The sequence below is a fragment of the Caulobacter sp. CCG-8 genome (assembly GCF_037402475.1).
GTDB lineage: Bacteria > Pseudomonadota > Alphaproteobacteria > Caulobacterales > Caulobacteraceae > Caulobacter.
The window spans coordinates 12,753-32,634 of the sequence record NZ_JBBEUD010000002.1 but is presented as its reverse complement, the minus strand read 5'-3'; the positions used below and the strand labels follow the sequence as shown (position 1 = coordinate 32,634).

The 19,882-nt window shown below is 69.9% G+C and carries 14 protein-coding genes; 6 read left to right on the top strand and 8 right to left on the bottom strand.

Annotated elements, in window-relative coordinates:
* The first annotated feature begins 81 nt into the window (after positions 1–81).
* On the top strand, positions 82–816 hold the full coding sequence (locus WAE60_RS01640; RefSeq protein ID WP_337684596.1) for a hypothetical protein: 735 nt from the start codon (positions 82–84) through the stop codon (positions 814–816).
* Between the two features lie 7 nt (positions 817–823).
* Here WAE60_RS01640 and WAE60_RS01635 read toward each other — a convergent pair whose 3' ends face one another.
* A complete protein-coding gene (locus WAE60_RS01635; RefSeq protein WP_337684595.1) occupies positions 824–1,195 on the bottom strand; it encodes a Kazal-type serine protease inhibitor family protein in 372 nt (123 codons plus the stop codon).
* Positions 1,196–1,358: 163 nt separating this feature from the next.
* Here WAE60_RS01635 and parE point away from each other — a divergent pair, with 163 nt between their 5' ends.
* The 3 genes from parE (at position 1,359) to WAE60_RS01620 (ending at position 6,640) form a co-directional block, all read left to right on the top strand.
* On the top strand, positions 1,359–3,458 hold the full coding sequence (parE, locus tag WAE60_RS01630; protein ID WP_337684593.1) for a DNA topoisomerase IV subunit B: 2,100 nt from the start codon (positions 1,359–1,361) through the stop codon (positions 3,456–3,458).
* 295 nt (positions 3,459–3,753) lie between these two features.
* Positions 3,754–4,080: a UrcA family protein gene (locus WAE60_RS01625; RefSeq protein WP_337684591.1), complete on the top strand. Its 327-nt coding sequence runs from the start codon at positions 3,754–3,756 to the stop codon at positions 4,078–4,080.
* 334 nt (positions 4,081–4,414) lie between these two features.
* Positions 4,415–6,640, top strand: coding sequence for a DEAD/DEAH box helicase (locus WAE60_RS01620; RefSeq protein ID WP_337684589.1), 2,226 nt, complete (start codon positions 4,415–4,417; stop codon positions 6,638–6,640).
* Between the two features lie 151 nt (positions 6,641–6,791).
* On the opposite strand, the gene WAE60_RS01615 is transcribed toward WAE60_RS01620, so the two are convergent.
* From WAE60_RS01615 to WAE60_RS01605, 3 genes are all read right to left on the bottom strand, one after another.
* The gene (locus WAE60_RS01615) at positions 6,792–7,970 is read right to left on the bottom strand and encodes an NAD(P)/FAD-dependent oxidoreductase (protein ID WP_337684587.1); all 1,179 of its coding nucleotides are present in this window, start codon (positions 7,968–7,970) and stop codon (positions 6,792–6,794) included.
* Between the two features lie 184 nt (positions 7,971–8,154).
* The gene (locus tag WAE60_RS01610; protein ID WP_337684586.1) at positions 8,155–9,978 is read right to left on the bottom strand and encodes a methyl-accepting chemotaxis protein; all 1,824 of its coding nucleotides are present in this window, start codon (positions 9,976–9,978) and stop codon (positions 8,155–8,157) included.
* An 87-nt stretch (positions 9,979–10,065) separates the two neighbouring features.
* On the bottom strand, positions 10,066–10,872 hold the full coding sequence (locus WAE60_RS01605; RefSeq protein WP_337684585.1) for an alpha/beta hydrolase-fold protein: 807 nt from the start codon (positions 10,870–10,872) through the stop codon (positions 10,066–10,068).
* A gap of 121 nt (positions 10,873–10,993) precedes the next feature.
* On the opposite strand from WAE60_RS01605, the gene WAE60_RS01600 reads away from it, so the two are divergent.
* Positions 10,994–12,310: an Hsp70 family protein gene (locus tag WAE60_RS01600; RefSeq protein ID WP_337684584.1), complete on the top strand. Its 1,317-nt coding sequence runs from the start codon at positions 10,994–10,996 to the stop codon at positions 12,308–12,310.
* 123 nt (positions 12,311–12,433) lie between these two features.
* On the top strand, positions 12,434–13,657 hold the full coding sequence (locus tag WAE60_RS01595; RefSeq protein WP_337684581.1) for a glycosyltransferase: 1,224 nt from the start codon (positions 12,434–12,436) through the stop codon (positions 13,655–13,657).
* Here the strand turns inward: WAE60_RS01595 and WAE60_RS01590 are convergent.
* From WAE60_RS01590 to WAE60_RS01575, 4 genes are all read right to left on the bottom strand, one after another.
* The gene (locus tag WAE60_RS01590) at positions 13,551–14,465 is read right to left on the bottom strand and encodes a hypothetical protein (RefSeq protein ID WP_337684580.1); all 915 of its coding nucleotides are present in this window, start codon (positions 14,463–14,465) and stop codon (positions 13,551–13,553) included. The genes WAE60_RS01595 and WAE60_RS01590 overlap by 107 nt on opposite strands.
* A gap of 4 nt (positions 14,466–14,469) precedes the next feature.
* Positions 14,470–15,609, bottom strand: coding sequence for a heme-binding protein (locus tag WAE60_RS01585; protein ID WP_337684579.1), 1,140 nt, complete (start codon positions 15,607–15,609; stop codon positions 14,470–14,472).
* Positions 15,610–15,721: 112 nt separating this feature from the next.
* On the bottom strand, positions 15,722–18,409 hold the full coding sequence (gene ppdK / locus WAE60_RS01580; protein WP_337684578.1) for a pyruvate, phosphate dikinase: 2,688 nt from the start codon (positions 18,407–18,409) through the stop codon (positions 15,722–15,724).
* Positions 18,410–18,720: 311 nt separating this feature from the next.
* The gene (locus WAE60_RS01575) at positions 18,721–19,860 is read right to left on the bottom strand and encodes a carbohydrate porin (RefSeq protein WP_337684577.1); all 1,140 of its coding nucleotides are present in this window, start codon (positions 19,858–19,860) and stop codon (positions 18,721–18,723) included.
* Between the last annotated feature and the right edge of the window lie 22 nt (positions 19,861–19,882).

Genomic DNA, 19,882 nt, shown 5'->3' with positions numbered 1-19,882 from the left:
CAGAACGAAGGCCCGATCCGTTCGAAATATCGCCGATCGTTGTTCGCGACTAGGGCTGGGGCTCCACCCAAGGAGGCGACGATGACCTGGAAACAGACCCTGACGACGATCGCCCTGGCCGCCGGACTCGCGAGCGGCCCAGCCCGCGCCCAGACCGAGCAGGCCGCCTTCCTGTTCACCTACGACATCGACCGCGGACAGCAGGCCGCGTTCGAGGCGGGCTACACCGCCCACCTGGATTGGCACGCCGCCCACCACGACGCCCTGCCCTGGTTCGGCTGGTCCGTGACCAGCGGCCCCCGCACCGGCCTGTTCGTGGACGGCACGTTCGGGATCCCGTTCGCCGCCATGGACACGCGGCCCGACCCGACCGGCGACGGCGCCGACATGGCCGCCCGCGTCCTGCCCTACGCCAAGGCCCGCGCCTATTCGGCCTACACGCTGTGGCCCGAGCCCAGCACGGTCCGCAGCCTGGAGGACCGCCGCCCCACGCCCGAACTCGACGCCTACGACCTGAGCGTCGCGCCGGGCGACGTCGCCACCTTCGAGGCCGCCCTGCTGGCCTCGGCGCGTACGGGCAAGGGACGCCTGGGATGGACCTGGTACCGCCTGGCCGGCGGCGGCGAGGTCGGGAGCTATCTGGTGCTGGTCCCCCGATGGAGCTGGGCCGACCTGGCGGGCCGTCCCGCCGACCTGGCCGGTCTGATCGCGGCCGCCCATGGCCTAGGGCCGGACGCGTCCCGCGCCGCCGCCCTGGTCAGGCGCGTCGAGGTCGAGACCTGGTCCTACAAGCCAGATCTCAGTCGTCTGCCTTGAACGCGCCCTAGGCCGCCTTGCATTCGCCCTGGGACGCGACGCTGACGCCCTTGGCGGCGGCGTTGCAGGCGCTGGCGTAGGTTTTGCCGTCGCAGCCGCAAACAGGGGCGTAGATCATCGTGCACATCTGCGGCGGCTTGCGGCAGACGCCCGAGGCGTCGGCCACCGTCTTGCACTGGCCCGCCTGCATCTGGCAGCTCAGCCCCTCGGCGCACTGGAAGCCCGCGAAGCCGCCGCACATCCCGCCCTCGGCCACCGGCGTGCGGGCATTGGTCGGCGGAGTCGGTTGCGCGGGGCCGGAACCGGGGCTGGAGCAGGCCAGCAAGCTCAGCGAGGCCAGCAGGATGGCCATGGGACGTATTGAGGGCTTCCAGGTCATCGGGCGCTCCGGTTGGGTTGAAACCGTCTGAGGAACGCGCCACCCTGCCATGTGTCCGTCCGAGCGGGCAAATCCGCCCGTCCCACGACCTGTCCCCCTCTTTTCTTCGCGCCCGGCGCGGCCCATACGGGGCGCTCCGGCCGAATCGACGCATGTTCCCGTAATGTCCTCCAAAGACGCTCCCGCTTCCTTCTCGCTGTTCGACGACGACGCCCTGGCGCCCGTGCCGGCCTCGCCGTTCCCCGCCCGCGAACCGCATCCGCAGCCCGCGCCGCGTCCGGCCGCGCCGCCGCCCCCCTCGGCCAAGTCGGATGCCGCCCCGCCCTCGTCGGGCGCGTACGACGCCAGCGCCATCGAGGTGCTGGAAGGCCTGGAGCCCGTGCGCATGCGTCCGGGCATGTACATCGGCGGCACCGACGAGCGCGCCCTGCACCACCTGTTCGCCGAAGTGCTGGACAACTCGATGGACGAGGCCGTGGCCGGCTTCGCCAAGACGATCGAGGTCAAGCTGGACGCGGACGGCTTCCTCTCGGTCCGCGACGACGGCCGCGGCATGCCCGTGGACCCGCACCCCAAGCATCCGGGCAAATCGGCCCTGGAAGTGATCATGACCGTCCTGCACGCGGGCGGTAAGTTCAGCGGCAAGGCCTACGAGACCTCGGGCGGCCTGCACGGCGTCGGCGCCAGCGTCGTCAACGCCCTGTCCGAACTGGTCGAGGTCACCGTCTGGCGCGACGGCTTCGAGCACCGCCAGAGCTTCGCGCGCGGCAAGCCGCTGGGCCCGGTCGAGAAGATCCAGCCCAGCAAAAAGCGCGGCACCCAGGTGCGCTTCAAGCCCGACGACCAGATCTTCGGCGAGGGCTGCGCCTTCAAGCCGGCGCGCCTGTACCGCATGGCCCGCTCCAAGGCCTATCTGTTCCGCGGCGTGCAGATCAAATGGTCCTGCGATCCCTCGCGCATCCACGACCAGACTCCGCCCGAGGCCACCTTCCACTTCCCCAACGGCCTGGCCGACTTCCTGGCCGAGCGCACCAAGGGGCTGGAGATGGTCACGCCCGACAGCTTCTCCGGGCGTATCGAGCGCCAGGGCGAGGCCGGCGCGGTCGAATGGGCCATCGCCTGGACCCCGCGCGGCTTCGGCGAGCACGACGGCTTCATGCAGTCGTACTGCAACACCGTGCCCACCCCCGAGGGCGGCACCCACGAGAGCGGCCTGCGCGCCGCCCTGACCCGGGGCCTCAAGGCCTATGCCGAGCTCAAGGGCGAGAAGCGCGCGACGATCATTACCGCCGACGACGTCATCGCCCAGGCCGGCGCCCTGATCTCGGTGTTCATCAAGAACCCGGAATTCCAGGGCCAGACCAAGGAAAAGCTGTCGTCGAGCGAGGCCCAGCGCTTCGTCGAGAACGCCCTGCGCGACCCGTTCGACCACTGGCTGACCGGCTCGCCCAAGGCGGCCCAGGCCCTGCTGGAGTTCGTGATCGAGCGGGCCGAGGAGCGCCTGAAGCGCCGCAAGGACAAGGAAGTCCAGCGCGCCTCGGCGACCCGCAAGCTGCGCCTGCCGGGCAAGCTGGCCGACTGCGCGGCCGGGGCCGTGGACGGCGCCGAGCTGTTCATCGTCGAAGGCGACTCGGCCGGCGGCTCGGCCAAGCAGGCCCGCAACCGCAAGAACCAGGCGATCCTGCCCCTGCGCGGCAAGATCCTCAACGTGGCCTCGGCCAGCGGCGAGAAGTTCACGGCGAACAAGGAACTGTCGGATCTGATGCTGGCCCTCGGAGCCCAGGGCGGCAACCGGTACAAGGAAGAGGATCTGCGCTACGAGCGGATCATCATCATGACCGACGCCGACGTCGACGGCGCTCACATCGCTTCGCTGCTGATCACCTTCTTCTACCGGACCATGCCGGACCTGATCCGCCAGGGTCACCTGTTCCTGGCCCTGCCGCCGCTCTACCGCATCAGCCATGGCGGCAAGAGCGCCTACGCCCGCGACGACGAGCACAAGGAAGAGCTGCTGGCCACGATGTTCAAGGGCAAGAAGCCCGAGATCGGCCGCTTCAAGGGCCTGGGCGAGATGATGGCCTCCCAGTTGAAGGAGACCACCATGGACCCCGAGGTCCGCACCCTGGCCAAGATCACCCTTCCCCGTTCCGAGGAAGCGGTGGAGGCCCTGGTCGAGACCCTGATGGGCCGCAAGCCCGAGCTGCGCTTCCGCTTCATCCAGGAAAACGCCGAGTTCGCGGCCGACGACCTGGACCTCTAGGACCCGCTCCCTCCCCCTTCGCGGGGAGGGAAACGGCGACCTATGAAAGAATCTGACATTTCAGATTTGCGCCCATCAAGCGACGCTAAGTCCCCAAATGAATTCGACATTTCGCGCATTCATGAGGCGCGATCGCTCGGTTTTTGACCGTTTTGTCGACCTTTTTCGCTTTTCCCGCGCGCAAACTAGGCAGATGCAGGGTTTCGAACTCGATTTCGAACCACCCCTCTTGCGGTTCGAGCGGGATCGATCCGAGCGGCGCCCCGAGACGCCGCCGAAACAGGGAAGACGTCAAATGAAGACCCTTGTCGCCTCGACCGCCGCTCTGCTCCTGCTGGCCGGCGCCGCGCCCGGCTTCGCCGCCCAGGCCGAGACCGAAACCGTCAGCATCCCGGTCTCCAAGGCCAAGCTGAACCTCAACAACCCGCAGGACGCCCAGCGGATGATGCGCCGCATCGACGCCGCCGCCCTCCAGGCCTGCGGCGCCGACGCCCACAGCTTCCCGTACGTGAAGCAGGCCGTGGCCGCCTCGGCCTGCCACCGCGAAGCCGTCGCCGGCGCCGTGTCGCAACTGAACTCCCCGCAAGCCTCGCTGACCGTTACGGGCGTGCGCAACCGCTAGAGCCTTTCATCCCCCGCCAAGAGGGGAAGTGTCGGCGATGCGCCCGGAGCCGAGCTCCGGGCGTTTTGCGTTCTGCGTCCCGGGTCAGGCGCGACCATTCCGCCGCATCGCAGCATTCTTTCCCCGGCGCCCTTGCTTTCCGGACCGTTTTGGCCTCCTTAGGCCGCCCATCTGACCGCCTTTCGTCGCGCCTCATCGGCATCCCGGCGAAAATGGTCTACTTTCTGAAGATATTGACCAAGAAGCACGGTCCGTTTGGGGGTCGTCATTTGGTCGTGGTGCGGGCCGCGCGCTTTTGTGTGTGCGCCGTCCGCTTGAACGAACTGGACCCCGTATGCCCTTCCCCGCCTCCCACCCCGCTCTTGAGCGGGCTCTCGCCGCTCAAGGTTACGCCGAGCCCACCCCCGTCCAGGCCGCCGTGCTGGACGCCGACGCCGCCGACCGCGACCTGCTGGTCAGCGCCCAGACCGGCTCGGGCAAGACCGTCGCCTTCGGCCTGGCCGCCGCCCCCACCCTGCTGGGCGAGGCCGAGACCTTCGAGCGCGCCGCGGCGCCGCTGTGCCTGGTCATCGCCCCGACCCGCGAACTGGCCATCCAGGTCAATCGCGAGCTGACCTGGCTCTACGCCGAGGCCAAGGCCGTGGTCGTCAACTGCGTGGGCGGCATGGACGCCCGCCGCGAGCAGCGCGCCCTGAACTACGGCGCCCACATCGTCGTCGGCACCCCCGGCCGCCTGCGCGACCACATCGAACGCGGCCACCTGGACCTGTCGGAGCTGAAGGTCGCCGTCCTCGACGAGGCCGACGAGATGCTGGACATGGGCTTCCGCGAGGACCTGGAGTTCATCCTGGACGCCGCGCCCAAGGAACGCCGCACCCTGCTGTTCTCGGCCACCCTGGCGCGCGACATCGTGCAGCTGGCCAAGAGCTATCAGAACGACGCCATCCGCATCGACACGATCGGCCGCAACGAGCCGCACCGCGACATCGAATACCGCGCCGTGCGCGTGGCCCCCAACGAGGTCGAGCACGCGGTCGTCAACCTGCTGCGCTATTTCGAAAGCCCCGGCGCCCTAGTGTTCGCCAACACCCGCGAAAGCGTCCGCTCCCTGCACGCCAAGCTGCGCGAGCGCGGCTTCGACGTGGTGGGCCTGTCGGGCGAGCTGAGCCAACGGGAACGCGCCGACGCCCTGCAGGCCCTGCGCGACGGCCACGCCCGCGTCTGCGTCGCCACCGACGTCGCCGCCCGGGGGCTGGACCTGCCCGACCTGGGCCTGGTCATCCACGCCGAACTGCCGGTCAACAAGGCCACCCTGCTGCACCGCTCGGGCCGTACGGGCCGGGCCGGCAAGAAGGGCGTCAGCGCCCTGGTCGTGCCCTACACCCGCCGCCGCAAGGCCGAGCAGCTGCTGATGGCCGCCGGCGTCGAAGGCCAGTGGGGCGGCGCCCCGACCGCCGACGAAATCCGCGTGAAGGACACCGAGCGCCTGCTCGACGATCCGATCTTCTCGGAGGCCTCGAACGAGGACGACGCCGGCCTGGTCGCCGCCATGCTGGAGCGGCGTACGCCGGAAGAGCTGGCCGCCGCCCTGATCCGAGCCCGCCGCGCCAAGCTGCCGGCGCCGGAAGAAATCTACGACGACCCGCGCCACGGCGCCGACCCGGGCCCGCGCGCCCGCGCCGATCGCGGCAATGACCGCTTCGCCGACCGCGAGCCTCGGGAGTACGGCGACCGTCCGGAACGCGAGCCGCGCGCCGACATGGCCAACTCGGCCTGGTTCCGCCTCAACACCGGCCGCCGCAACAACGCCGACCCCAAATGGCTGATCCCGCTGATCTGCCGCCTGGGCCACATCACCAAGAAGGACATCGGCTCGATTCGGATCTTCGACTACGACACCAAGTTCGAGATCTCGGCCGAGGCGGAAGTGAAGTTCGGCGCCGCCGTGCAGTCCACCGTGCGCGACGACGTGACCATCACCCCGACCACGGCTCCGGCCGCCCGCGAGGCCGGTCCGCGCCGGGAATACGCGCCGCGTCCGCCGCGTGACGACAACGACGCCCCGCGCCGTGACTTCAAGCCGCGCGCGCCGCGTGGCGATGACGACCGAGGCCCCCGCGCCCCGCGTCCGTCCTCGTTCGGCGCCGACGGCGTCAGCAACGCCAAGCCCTACGCCCGCAACGAAGAGCCCAAGCGCGACTACAAGCCGCGCGACCGGGACGAGGCGCCGAAGCGGGACTTCAAGCCACGCGCCGAAGGCCCCCACACGGGCGCCCCGAAGCGCGAGTTCAAGCCGCGTGACGAAGCCCCGCGCGCCTATGCCGAGGCCGCCCCGCGCCGCGCCCCGCGCACCGACCGCGAGAGCGTGCCCTACGATCCGGCCGCCGCGCCGGAAAAGCCGTTCCGCAAGCCGCGCGTCGATGCGGGCGCCGGTCCCGCCAAGCCGTTCAAGGGCCCCAAGCCCTTCAAGGCCAAGGGTGCGTTCGGCGACAAGCCGGCGTTCGGCGCCAAGCCCGCCTTCGGCAAGAAGCCGGGCAAGGCGCCGTTCAAGAAGAAGTAGGCGAGCGCGTAGGGGGTGATCACTTGCCCCCTACGGACCGCTTCGCGGTCGTCTTCCCCCGCAGGGGGAAGAGCGCCAGCACGTGAAGGCTCCGCCCCCTACGGGGGCGGACAGGCGGCAAAGCCGCCAGGTGGGGGCAAGTCGGCGGCTACTAGACCGCCTGCCCCGCGCACCACCCCGACGCCCAGGCCCACTGGAAGTTATAGCCGCCCAGCCAGCCGGTGACGTCCACCACCTCGCCGATGAAGTAGAGCCCCGGCGCCGCCTTGGCCTCCATGGTCCGCGAGTCCAGGCCGTCGGTGTCGACGCCGCCCAGGGTCACTTCCGCCGTCCGGTAGCCTTCCGACCCCACCGGCTTGAACGTCCAGGCGTTCACCGTCGCGGCGACGCCGCGCAGCAGCACATCCGAGCAGTCGGCCATGTTGCCGTAGGCCCCGGCGTCTTCGGCGATCAGCTGGGCCAGGCGCTTGGGCAGCATCTCGGCCAGCACCGTCGACAAGGCCCGCTTGGGGGTGGCCGTCCGCGCGGTGCGCAGCGCCTGGAACACGTCGACGCCCGGCGCCATGTTCACGCTGATCTCGCCGCCCTCGCGCCAGTAGGACGAAATCTGCAGGATCGACGGCCCCGACAGGCCGCGATGGGTGAATAGCATGGCCTCCGCGAACTTCGTCTTGCCGCTGGAGACCACCGCGTCCACGGCGACGCCCGACAGCGGCGCCAGGCGCTCCAGGGTCTTCACCTCGAAGGTCAGCGGCACCAGGGCCGGGCGGGTCTCGACGATGGCCAGACCGAACTGCTGGGCGATCTCGTAACCCAGGCCCGTCGCGCCCATCTTGGGGATCGACTTGCCGCCCGTGGCGACCACGACCGAGCGGCAGGTCACCGGACCGTTCGAGAAACCGACCCGCCAGCCCTCCCCGTCCCGGGCCACGCCCTTGACCTCGGTCTCCAGGCGCAGCGTGACGCCGGCCTTGTCCATCTCGGTCAGCAGCATCTCGATGATCTGCTTGGCCGAGCCGTCGCAGAACAGCTGGCCCAGCGTCTTTTCGTGGAAGGCGACGCCGTACTTCTGGACCAGCGCGATGAAGTCGCTGGGCCGATAGCGCCGCAGGGCCGAGACGCAGAACTTCGGATTGGCCGACAGGAAGTTGGCCGGCGCCGTGTTGACGTTGGTGAAGTTGCAGCGACCGCCGCCGCTGATGCGGATCTTCTCGCCCGGGGCCTTGGCGTGGTCGACGACCAGCACCTTGCGGCCGCGCTTGCCCGCCTCGATGGCGCACATCATGCCGGCCGCGCCGGCGCCCAGCACCACGACGTCGAAGTCTTCCAAGGCGATCGCCCTCTCTATTGAGGGGCGTATCGACAGGAGGCGGGCCGGGAAGTCAATGCGCCGGCGGTCAGACCGGCGTCGGCTCGTTCAGTACGAAGACGCCGATGCCGATCAGCAGCAGGACCAGCCCGCACCAGATCGACACCGCGATCCACCGGGCCCTGGCCAGACGGCGGGTCATCGCCTAGCCCGCGCGCCGCATCGGCTGGGCCGAAGCGGAACCGCCGCTGACCTGGAAGCGGCTCATCATCTGCACCAGCCCACCGATCTCGGTCTTCAGCGCGTGGCTGACGGCGGTGGCCTGCTCGATCATGGCGGCGTTCTGCTGCACGCCCTGGTCCATCTGGTTCACGGCCGAATTGACCTCGTGCAGGCTGGTGGCCTGCTCGCCGGCCGAAGCGGCCAGTTCCTTCACCAGGGCGTCGATCTCGCCCACTTTGAACACGATGCCTTCCAGGGCCTCGCCGGTCTGGCCGACCAGCTTGACGCCCTGGCCGACCTGGCCGGCCGAGGTCGAGATCAGGGTCTTGATCTCCTTGGCCGCCTCGGCCGAGCGCTGGGCCAGGGCCCGCACTTCCTGGGCGACGACCGCGAAGCCGCGGCCCGCGTCGCCGGCCCGGGCGGCTTCGACGCCGGCGTTCAGGGCCAGCAGGTTGGTCTGGAAGGCGATTTCGTCGATCACCCCGATGATCTGGCCGATCTGCTGCGAGGACTGCTCGATGCCGTTCATGGCCGCGACGGCGTCGCGCACGACGTCGCCCGAACGCTCGGCGTCCTCGCGGGTCGAGCCGACCACGCGGGCGGCGTCGTTCGCGCCCTGCGAGGCGCGGCGCACGGTGGCGGTGATCTCGTCGAGAGCCGCGGCGGTCTCTTCCAGGCTGGCGGCCTGTTGCTCGCTGCGGCGGGCGGTGTTGTCGGCGGCGGCGGTGATCTCGTCGGAGCTGCGGCCGATGCCGCCGACCGCCGTGAGGATCTGGCCCATGGCCTGGTCCAGGTGCTCCATGGCGCCGTTGAAGTCGGTGCGCAGCTGGCCGTAGCCCTCGGGGAATTGATCGACCACGCGGACGGTCAGGTCGCCGCGCGACAGGCGCGCCAGACCGGCGGCGATGCGCTCCATGACGAAAGCCTGGTCGTCGGCCGCGCCCTGGCTGGCCGCCTCGTTGCGGCGACGCTCGTCCTCGCTGGCGGCGCTGATCCGCTGCTGCTCGGCCTCGGAGGTCCGCAGGGCCACGGCGTTGTCCTTGAACACCTGGACCGCGCGGGCCATCAGCCCGACCTCGTCCTTGCGGCCGGCGCCGGCCACTTCGACATCGACCTCGCCCTGGGCCAGGGTGGTCATGCTGCGCGACAGCGAGGCCAGCGGCCGCGAGATCTTGCGCGAACCGATCCACAGGGCCAGGCCCATGCCGCCCAGGGCGGCGACCAGACCCAGCACCATGGTCGTCAGCGCGCCCTGGTTGGCCTTCTTGTTGGCGGTCGCCACCAGGGCGTCGGTCTCGACGTGATAGCCGTCGCCCCAGGCCTTGGCGTCCTTGGACAGACTTTCGATGGCCGGATCGAGGGCGGACAGGCGCGCGATGGCACCGGTGTCATCATTGGCCAAGCCCAGGTCGGCGGCGGCGCGGCCGTCGGCGTAGAGGGCATCGATGCGCTGGCGGAAGCCGTCGGCGACCGGGGCGATGGCCGGGTCGGCCTTAACCATCTTGTCCAGACTGTCCTTGCCCTCGGCATAGACCTTGTCGAGTTCCTTGGAGGCCGATTGGGCGGCTTCCGACGTCCCCTCATAGGTGACCACGCGGTGGGCGGCGTGGCCCATCATGCTCAGGCGACGGCTGAAACGGGCCGACTGCACCTCGGCCGGCGAGCGATGCTCGACCAGGATGCGCGTGGCGTCCTGCAGGCTCTTCTGCTGCCAGACGCCCATGCCCGTGCAGCCGAGAACGGCGACGGCCAGGACGGCGGCGGGCAGCAGAACCTTGGTCGAGATCTTGAGGTCGTCGAGACCCATGGCTTCCCCCGTCAGGCCTGAGCGCAAGAACACACGCGGCCCAGTCATCTTTACGGGAAGTCTTTGCCCGACCGCGTGAAAGACGGGTTAACGCGAGGGAAACAGCCAGGGCAGCCCGGCCTTCGCGGACGGGTCGTAGATCGTGGAATGATGTTCCTTGGGCATGGGGTCGTAGCGCCACAGCAAATCCTTGGGCGGCTTGGCTTTCAGCGCCGCCACGACCCGGTCGACGCCCGCCTGCATGGTCGTGCCCTCGTCGCCGATCGACAGGTAGAGGCGACGTCCGCTGAACTTCCCCTTGGCCAGCAAGGCGGAGGCCTCGCGCGACAGGCTCTGGTCGTCCCACCACAGGCTGGGGCTGGCGGCCAGATAGGCGTCGAAGGCCTGGGGCTCGCGCAGGAAGGTCTCGACCACGAACAGGCCCGCCAGGGACTCGCCGATCAACCCCTTCTGTCCGTTGAGGCGATAGCGGGCCTTCACCCACGGCTGCAGCTCGTCGACCAGGAAGCGGCGATACGCCGCGGAGCCGCCGGACTGCGGCAACAGCTTGAGGTCGTCGGCGAAGGTCGCCGGGTGGGTCAGGTCGTGCTTGCGGTCGACGCCTTCGATCCCGACCACGATCATCGGCGCCAGCGTCCCGGCGGCGATCATCTGGGCGACGAAGTCGGTGATCTTGGGGAAGTCCTCCTGAACCGTGCCGCCGTCCAGCAGGTAGAGCACCGGGTACTTCCGCTTCGACCCGGCGTAACCGGGCGGCAGGGCGATATTGACCCGGCGCTGGCCGCCCAGCACGCGGCTGTCGACCATGAAGGTCCCGTCCGGCGTCACCGCGCGGGCCAGGGAGGGAGCGAGGGCGGCGACGGCCGCGGCGGCGAGGAATCGTCTGCGATGCATGCCTAGACCTTAGCCATGGGACACGGGTCGCCAAGGCCTTGCCGTCGAAACCGCCCTCCCGCGCTTGACGCCAGCGCCTGGAGGGTTAGGAACCCTGCCCTCCACCCGCCCAGGCTTTCCCATGACGTCCCCTCAAGCGACGATCGGCATCGATTTCGGCACGACCAACACCGTGGTCTCGATGACCCATGGCGACGGCCCGGCCACGCTGGTGAAGTTCCCGACGGCCGGCGGCGACATCTTCGCCTTCCGTTCGGCGCTCAGCTTCCACGCCCTGATGGGCGCGGGCGGGCGTCCCAACACCCTGGTGACCGAGGCGGGGCCGTGGGCGATCGAGGCCTATGTCGAAGACCCGCTGGAGACCCGCTTCATCCAGTCGTTCAAGACCTTCGCCGCCAGCGCCGCCTTCACCGAGACCAAGATCCTCAACAAGCGCTACCTGTTCGAGGACCTGCTGTCGGACTTCCTGCTGAAGCTGCAGGGCCACGGCGGCGCGGCCATGGAGAACCTGCCCGCGCGGGTGATCGTCGGCCGCCCGGTGACCTTCGCCGGCGGCAATCCCGACGAGGCCCTGGCCCTGGCGCGCTACGAGGCCGGCTTCAAGCGCCTGGGCTTCACCGACATCCGCTACGCCTACGAGCCGGTCGGGGCGGCGTTCTTCTTCGCCCGCCAGCTGAAGCACGACGCCACCGTGCTGGTCGCCGACTTCGGCGGCGGCACCAGCGACTTCTCGATCGTGCGGTTCGAGCGTGAAGGCGGCAAGCTGCGCTCCACCGCCCTGGCGCGCTCGGGCGTCGGCGTGGCCGGCGACGCGTTCGACTACCGGATCATCGACCAGCTGGTCTCGCCGGAGCTGGGCAAGGGCAGCCTCTACAAGGCGTTCGACAACCGCCTGCCGATCCCGCAGCGCTACTACACCGCCTTCGCCCGCTGGGATCAGCTGGCCCTGCTGCGCGCCTCCAAGGACATGCGCGACATCCGCGCGCTGGAGCGCACGGCCGTGGAGCCGGAGAAGATCGCCCGCCTGATCGAGGTGCTGGACGACAATCACGGCTACGCCCTCTACCGCTCGGTCTCGGCGCTGAAGGAGGCGCTGTCCAGCCAGGACGAGGCCAGGTTCCGCTTCGAGGCCGGCTCGGTGCTGATCGAGAAGGACGTCAAGCGCACCGACTTCGAGGGCTGGATCGCCCCGGAGCTGAAGGCCATCGAGACGGCCGTCGACCAAGCGCTGGAGCGTTCCGGCCTGGGCGCGGACGGCGTCGACCGCGTGTTCCTGACCGGCGGCAGCTCGTTCGTCCCGGCCGTCCGCGAGATCTTCCTGCGCCGCTTCGGGGCCGCAAAGATCGAGAGCGGCGGCGAGTTCGAGTCCATCGCCTCGGGCCTGGCCCTCATCGGCCGCGAGGACGACCTGGACCTGTGGAGCGAAAAGGCCGGCTGATCCGCCTCACCGCCGGATTCCGATTTGTTTCCCTCCCGCAACAAATCCTTCCGGTTCCCCCGCCTCGGCGACGTCTAGCCCATACGGCGCGTGTTGCGCCGCAGGTCGGGGGACCTCTCGGATATGGGCGACAACGCGCGCACGATCGCGATCGTGCTGCATGACCTGCCGTTGGGCGGTTCGGAACGGATCGCGGTGCGGCTGGCCAACCGCTGGGCGGCGCTGGGACGGCGGGTCACGCTGTTCTGCGGTTCGCGCCAGGGCCCCCTGGCCGACCTGATCGGCGCCGAGGTCGAGGTGGTCGAGGCCGACCCGCCGATTCCGCGCGGCCGGGGTTCGCGCAAGGCCCTGGGCAAGGCCACGGCGGCGTTCGTCGCCCAGCGCCAGCCCGACATCCTGTTCGTGCCCGGCAACTATCACTGGCCGGTCCTGCCCGGCGTCGACGCCCTGCCCGCCGATCAGCGCCCCGGCGTGATCGCCCAGATCGGCACCCCGCTCTACCGCCACGGCCGCAACGCCCTGGCCCAGATCCCCTACAATCTGAAGACCCGCTTCCAGCTGCGTCGCATCGACCGGGCCATCTCGCTGTCCGACAGCATGACCGACGACGCCAACCGCGCCCTGGGTCGCCGCGTCACCCAGTGCATCCGCCTGCCGGCCCTCGACGACGACGACCACGCCTTCGTCCCGCCGGCCGAGGGCAAGCTGATCCTGGCGGCGGGCCGGCTGGTCAGGGAAAAGGGTTTCGACGTCGCCCTGCGCGCCTTCGCCCTGCTGGACGATCCCGACGCCCGCCTGGTCATCGTCGGCGAAGGCGAGCGCCGCGCCGAACTCGAGGCCCTGGCGCTTGAGCTGGGCGTCGCCGGCCAGGTGCACATGCCCGGCTACGTGCCCGACATCCGCCCCTGGCTGGAGCTGGCCCGCACCTTCCTGCTGACCTCCTGGTACGAGGGCTATGCGGCGGTCATCGTCGAGGCCCTGGGCGCGGGACGGCCGGTGGTCAGCACCGACTGCACCCCGGCGGCCCGCGAACTGCTGGGCGACAGCCATAACGGCCGCGTGGCGCCGATCGGCGACGCTTTCGCGCTGGCCGAGAGCCTGCGCGCGGTGCTGGAAACCCCCGCCCCCGATCCCCGCGTCCTGGCCCGCGCGGTCGACGCCTATCGGCTGGGACCGATCGCCGAAGCCTATCTCGACGTGTTCGACGCCGTGGTCGCCAAGCGCGCCGGCCCGGCGACGGTCAAGCGGTTCGCGCCCTTCTCCGGGCGCGCTTTGCCCATTCCCATCGGACGTCCAGCGCCAGCGAGCGCGGCGAGACTTCGAAGCGCTTGGCGTCGATCAGCGTGACGGGCCCGGCGGCCGACAGGGTGTGCAGCCCGTCGGTCAGCTTGCCGAAAGCGGGCGGCGGGGTGATCGGCGCGTCGGCCTCGGCCTCGAACCGGTCCGGCGTCAGGGTCGTGACCCGCAGCGCCCGGATCGCGCCGCCATAGGTCCGGCGACAGTCCTGCATCGGCAGCACGATCGCGCCGTCGACGACGATGGGCGTGCCGCCCGGCCGCGAACTGGAAGGGTCGAAGCGCACGGGATTGCCCGGATGCGGCGTCCAGGGACCGGTGATCCGGTCGGCCCAGGCCACGTGCAGGGCGCTGACCTTCTCGGCCTTGGTCGTGGCGGGGGTGTAGAACAGCCACCATTGGCCGTCGTGGAACACCGGAGTGGCGTCGATGGCGACCTGGTCCAGGTCGATCGTCCCGACGGGCGTCCATTTCGCCGGGAACGCCTCGGCGCGGTACAGGGTCAACCGCCCCGACTTGTGCGCTTCCGGCAGCATGTAGGTCTCGCCGCCCTCCTCGATGATGAAGGGGTACGACAGGTGCCAGGGCTCCTTCAGCGCGGGCTCGCGGCTCAGCAACTGCAGGTCCGCGTCGAAGGTCAGCACCTCGATGGCGCCCACCCGGTCGCGGTAGTCGTAGATCTCGGCGAACACGTAGAGCCGTCCGTCGCGCCAGACGCCCATCGGATCGGCGAGGAAGCGCAAGGGACCGGGATCGGGGATCCAGGTCACCGGGTGCTCGGCCAGGGCGCCCGGCTTCAGCAGATCGGCCATCGGCGCGCGGACCAAGCCGACGCGCCACATGTCCTTCACCACGCCCATGGGCTCAGTTCACCTTGCCGGCGAACCTGGCCAGGGCCTCGCGGGCGCAGGCGTCGGCGGTCTCGTGGCTCGTGTCGGCCACCGCCAAGCCGCCCACCAGCTGGCCGCCCATGTGCAGCGGCAGGGAGCCGGCGTGCGGGTTCAGGCGCTCGGGCTCGGCCTTGATCAGGGCGGCGAAGGCCGGATCGGTCTTCTCGCGCGGCTCCATCACGCTGCCGGGGGCGTCGAACTGGACGGCCGTGGCCGCCTTGCGCGGCGCGGCGACGGGCGGCTTGGGGCTGGCGGGCGAGCGCAGCACGACCAGCGGATTGCCCTTGTCGTCGACCACGGCGGCGCTGACCGCCGCGCCCTTGGCCGCGCAGGCGTCGACGGCGGCCCGCGCCAGGTCGACGGAGAGCGGCAGGTCCAGGGCCGGGGCGGCGAAGGCGTCGGTGGGGACCACGCTCGCCAGGCCGGCCAGGGTCATCATCAGCGCCGTCGCGGTCGCCCGGACCGGACGCACCACCGCCACCAGCCAGCCGCCGCCCCAGGGCGTGTTGACCGCCGCCTCGTCCAGCACCCGGCCCAACCGCTTGAGCCGGTGCCACAGCCGCAGGGGCTTGAGCGCCAGCCACATGGTCAGGCCCACCCCGCCGTCGGGCTTCAGGTTGGGGGCGTAGTGGGCGACCAGGTCCTCGACCTCGCCCAGGTGCTCGATGCATTCGGAAAACACGACCACGTCGAAGGCCTCGTCGCTGCGGAAGGTGCGACCGTCGCCCAGCAGCAGCTCGACCTGCCCCGCTGCGCGCTCGGCCGACAGGCGCTCCAGACCCTTCTCGACGGCGGGGGCGGAGAAGTCGACGCCGACATAGCGGGCCGGCGCATGGGCGCGGAAAGCCTCGAACAGCACGCCCTCGCCGGCGCCGATCTCCAGGATACGGGGATTGGGCCAGCGGTCGGCGATCATGGCGGCCAGCAGGCGATGGTGGTGACGCTGGTCCGAGCGGGCCAGGCGATCGTAGACGCCGTCGCGGTACTCGCGGTCCCACTTCTCGACCGGGGCCGCGACGATGGGCTTGTGGCGCTTGCGCATGAACAGCTCGCCGACCCACGGCCGGTCGAGCGAGACCATTTCCACGAACCGCCGCCAGCGCAGATAGGCCATGCTTCCCCCCCGAATATCCTCGATACCCGGATAGGCGCCGACCGGCCCGCTGTCCAGCGTCCCTAGGCTGTCATCGCCGGGCGGGATCGGACCGCCCGGCGATGGAAAGGCCTCAGCCCTTGTTGGCCAGGGCCGCCTGGGCGGCGGCCAGGCGGGCGATCGGCACGCGGTAGGGCGAGCAGGACACGTAGTCCAGGCCGACCCGCTCGCAGAAGTCGATCGAGGCGGGGTCGCCGCCGTGCTCGCCGCAGATGCCCAGCTTGATTCCGGGACGCGCCGCGCGGCCGCGCTCGGCGGCGATGCGGATCAGGTCGCCGACGCCGTCCTGGTCGAGGCTGACGAAGGGATCCTTGTCGAAGATGCCCTTCTCGATGTAGGCGCCCAGGAACTTGCCGGCGTCGTCGCGGCTGATGCCGAAGGTGGTCTGGGTCAGGTCGTTGGTGCCGAAGCTGAAGAACTCGGCGTTGGCCGCCAGGTCCGCGGCCCGCAGGGCGGCGCGCGGCAGCTCGACCATGGTTCCGACCGTGTACTGAAGATCGACGCCCTGCTCTTCCAGCACCGCCTTGGCGGTGCGGTCGGTCAGGTCGCGCAGGTACTTCATCTCCTCGCCCTTGGTGACCAGCGGGTGCATGATCTCGGGCACGGGCGCGGCCTTGCCCGACTTGGCGATGTCGCAGGCCGCCTCGACGATGGCCCGCACCTGCATCTCGTAGATTTCAGGATACGACACGCCCAGGCGGCAGCCGCGATGGCCCAGCATCGGGTTGGTCTCGTGCAGCTCCTTGGCCCGGCGCAGCAGCTTGGCGGCGTCCAGGCCCGTGGCGTCGGCCACCGCCTTCACGTCTTCTTCCGTATGCGGCAGGAATTCGTGCAGCGGCGGGTCGAGCAGGCGGATGGTGACCGGCAGGCCTTCCATGATCGTGAACAGCTCGACGAAGTCGGCCTTCTGGAAGGGCGCGATCTTGGCCAGGGCGGCGCGGCGGCCGGCCTCGTCGTCGGCCAGGATCATCTCGCGCACGGCGGCGATCCGGGTGTCGTCGAAGAACATGTGCTCGGTGCGGCACAGGCCGATGCCCTCGGCGCCGAAGCCGCGGGCGGTCTGGGCGTCCAGCGGGGTCTCGGCGTTGGCGCGGACCTTCAGGCGGCGGACTTGGTCGGCCCAGCCCATCAGGGTGGCGAAGTCGCCGGTCAGCTCGGGCTCGATCATCTTCGGCGCGCCGTTGAGGATCTCGCCGGTCGAACCGTCGATGGTGATGGTCTCGCCCGCCTTGAAGTCGCGGCCGCGCACCCGGAACAGGCCTTCCTTGGGGAAGATCGCCACGTCGCCGGCGCCGCTGACGCAGGCCCGGCCCATGCCGCGCGCCACGACGGCGGCGTGGCTGGTCATGCCACCCCGGGCGGTGATGATGCCCCGCGCGGCGTGCATGCCGTGGATGTCCTCAGGGCTGGTTTCCTCGCGCACCAGGATCACGGCTTCGCCGCCGGCGGCGGCTTTCTCGGCCGCCTCGCTGTCGAACACGATCTTGCCGGTGGCCGCGCCGGGCGAGGCCGGCAGACCCTTGGCGATCAGCTCGCGGTGGGCGGTGGGATCGATGGTCGGGTGCAGCAACTGGTCCAGCGAGGCCGGCTCGACGCGGCCGATGGCCTCCTCGCGGGTGATCACCCCTTCGGCGGCCATGTCCACGGCGATCTTCAGGGCGGCCTTGGCCGTGCGCTTACCGCTGCGGGTCTGCAGCATGTAGAGCTTGCCCTGCTCGACCGTGAACTCGATGTCCTGCATGTCGCGGTAGTGGCGCTCCAGCGTCTCGACCACGGTCTTGAACTGGCCGAACACCTCCGGCATGGCCTCTTCCATCGAGGGGGCGGTGTCGCCCATCTCCTCGCGGGCCGCCTTGGTCAGGGACTGAGGCGTGCGGATGCCGGCCACCACGTCCTCGCCCTGGGCGTTGATCAGGAATTCGCCGTACAGACGGCCGTCGCCGTTCGAGGGGTTGCGGGTGAAGGCGACGCCCGTGGCCGAGGTCTCGCCCATGTTGCCGAACACCATCGACTGGATGTTGACGGCGGTGCCCCAGGCCTCGGGGATGTCGTGCATGCGGCGATAGAACTTGGCCCGGTCGTTCATCCAGCTGGCGAACACCGCGCCGATCGCGCCCCACAGCTGCTCCTGGGCGTCCTGCGGGAAGGGCTTGCCCAGGGCGTCGCGCACCGCGGCCTTGTAGTCCTTGATGACCGCGGCCCAGTCGTCGGCCGTCAGGGCCGTGTCGACGGTGACGTCCAGGCGGTCCTTGTGGTCGTCGAGGATCTCCTCGAACATGTGGTGCTCCAGGTCGAGCACGACGTTCGAGTACATCTGGATGAAGCGGCGATAGCTGTCATAGGCGAAGCGGCGGTCGCCCGAGAGCTTGGCCAGGCCCTCGACCGTCTCGTCGTTCAGGCCCAGGTTCAGCACCGTGTCCATCATGCCCGGCATCGAGGCCCGGGCGCCCGAGCGCACCGAGACCAGCAGCGGGTTGGCCACGTCGCCGAACGTCTTGCCGGTCAGGGTTTCGACCTTGGCCAGGCCGGCCTTGACCTGGTCGGCCAGCTCGGTCGGGTACTGCTTGCCATTGGCGTAGTAATGGACGCAGGCCTCGGTGGTCACCGTGAAGCCTGGCGGGACCGGCAGGCCCAGGGACGACATCTCGGCGAGATTGGCCCCCTTCCCCCCCAGCAGATTCTTCATCTTGGCGTCGCCGTCGGCGCCGCCTCCCCCGAACGAATAGACCCACTGCGTCTTCGTCAGCGTATCAACCGGCATTTCTTGTTCACCCTGCGATAGTGAAAAGCCGGCGGCTCTCTTTTGGAACCGTCCTGGCCTGGGACAATGAGCGTTAACGCCCATCCCGCACTGCAATATCCGGGCGTTCAGTAGCACCTTGTCAAAGAACCCGTCCACCGACGGTTTTCCGTTCGCAGTCTAAACCGAAATTTCGGCAAATTCTTCCAATGACAACGTTGTCCTGTTCGAGATTTGCGCGAATACCGGCGCGATCGAACACCGTCCCGAGTCTTGGGCGGCGCCGAACGCGTCGCGCCTCGCCATGCTTAAGCTGGCGGGCGCGGGTCTTTCTAGAACAGGTTGATGGTCAACCGCAGTGCGGCCACGACCACGGGTTCGGCGTCCCGATCCCCGCCGGCGCGGCGGATGATCTGCAAGTCGGGCTGCAGGGCCACCCGGGGCGAGACCTTGTCCGAATAGGTGATCTCGACGCTGGATTCGGCGTCGGCGGGCGTCATCCCGGCGTCCAAGGTGTTGGCGCGTTGCTTGGACGACAGCCGGCCCTGCTCCATCCCGATCGAGAAGGCGCTGTCGGGACGGGAAGCGAAGACCCGCTCGACCAGCACGCCGGCCTGCCAGCCCGAACTGAACGGCGTGGTGTCGCCGTCCGAGAAGCCCAGACGCGCGAAGCCGCGCACGGATCGTCCGCTCTCGCCGCCGTCGACGAACGGATATTCAGCCAGGACGTAGCCGCCGCGCGCCTTGCTCAGCGCCGAATCGCCGTTGACGTCCAGCGCGCGCAGGTCGGCCTGGCGTTCGGTGTAGAACCACCCGCCGGCCGCCAGCCGCCAGCTGTCGCCGAACCCGGCCTCGGCGATGATCAGGGCGCCGTTGTCGAAGCTGGTCGACGGGCCGTCCGGATCGCCGACCGTGCCGGCATGGGCGTTGAGCGCGGCGGCCTGGAGATAGGCGCCCTTGCCGCCTTCGATCCTGGCGCGGACGGCCAGGGCCGTTGAGGGGAAGATCGACGGGCCGTTGGGTCCGGTCGAGGCGAACTCCGAACCGATGCCGAACGGCGGCGCCAGCAGCAGGCCCGAAGCCTCGGTCGAATAGAACTCGCTGTTGAGGTCGTAGAGGCCGGCCAGCACCGAACCGTGGTCGCCGGCGAACTTGGACTGGACCCACAGCTCGTAGAGCCGCGCGCGCGGCCGGGCGACTTCGATGTTGTCGATCCCCTGCAGCGTGCCGGCCAGGTCGTTGGGCGCGCCGCCGCTGTTGTTGAGCAGGTAGCCGTGCACCGTCGCGCCGCGCCAGCCGATCAGCTTCTCCAGGTCGCCGTCGACGATCACGTCGAGATTGTCCAGGGCCCGGCCGGCGTGGGCCGTTCCGCCGCGCACCGTCCCGGCGACGTCCGCCGTATAGGTGACCTCATGGGTCCAGGCGCCTTGCCCGGCCTCGGTCTGGGCCAAGGCGGCCGAGCTCGCGGCCACGCCAATTGCGAATGCCGCGCAT

Bases quoted from the DNA above. Each gene is read 5' to 3' on its own strand.
- WAE60_RS01625 (WP_337684591.1), top strand. From the start codon at position 3,754: ATGAAGACCCTTGTCGCCTCGACCGCCGCTCTGCTCCTGCTGGCCGGC.
- WAE60_RS01640 (WP_337684596.1), top strand. From the start codon at position 82: ATGACCTGGAAACAGACCCTGACGACGATCGCCCTGGCCGCCGGACTC.
- WAE60_RS01600 (WP_337684584.1), top strand. From the start codon at position 10,994: ATGACGTCCCCTCAAGCGACGATCGGCATCGATTTCGGCACGACCAAC.
- WAE60_RS01605 (WP_337684585.1), bottom strand. From the start codon at position 10,872: ATGCATCGCAGACGATTCCTCGCCGCCGCGGCCGTCGCCGCCCTCGCT.
- WAE60_RS01585 (WP_337684579.1), bottom strand. From the start codon at position 15,609: ATGGCCTATCTGCGCTGGCGGCGGTTCGTGGAAATGGTCTCGCTCGAC.
- WAE60_RS01635 (WP_337684595.1), bottom strand. From the start codon at position 1,195: ATGACCTGGAAGCCCTCAATACGTCCCATGGCCATCCTGCTGGCCTCG.
- parE (WP_337684593.1), top strand. From the start codon at position 1,359: ATGTCCTCCAAAGACGCTCCCGCTTCCTTCTCGCTGTTCGACGACGAC.
- ppdK (WP_337684578.1), bottom strand. From the start codon at position 18,409: ATGCCGGTTGATACGCTGACGAAGACGCAGTGGGTCTATTCGTTCGGG.
- WAE60_RS01610 (WP_337684586.1), bottom strand. From the start codon at position 9,978: ATGGGTCTCGACGACCTCAAGATCTCGACCAAGGTTCTGCTGCCCGCC.
- WAE60_RS01590 (WP_337684580.1), bottom strand. From the start codon at position 14,465: ATGGGCGTGGTGAAGGACATGTGGCGCGTCGGCTTGGTCCGCGCGCCG.
- WAE60_RS01595 (WP_337684581.1), top strand. From the start codon at position 12,434: ATGGGCGACAACGCGCGCACGATCGCGATCGTGCTGCATGACCTGCCG.
- WAE60_RS01620 (WP_337684589.1), top strand. From the start codon at position 4,415: ATGCCCTTCCCCGCCTCCCACCCCGCTCTTGAGCGGGCTCTCGCCGCT.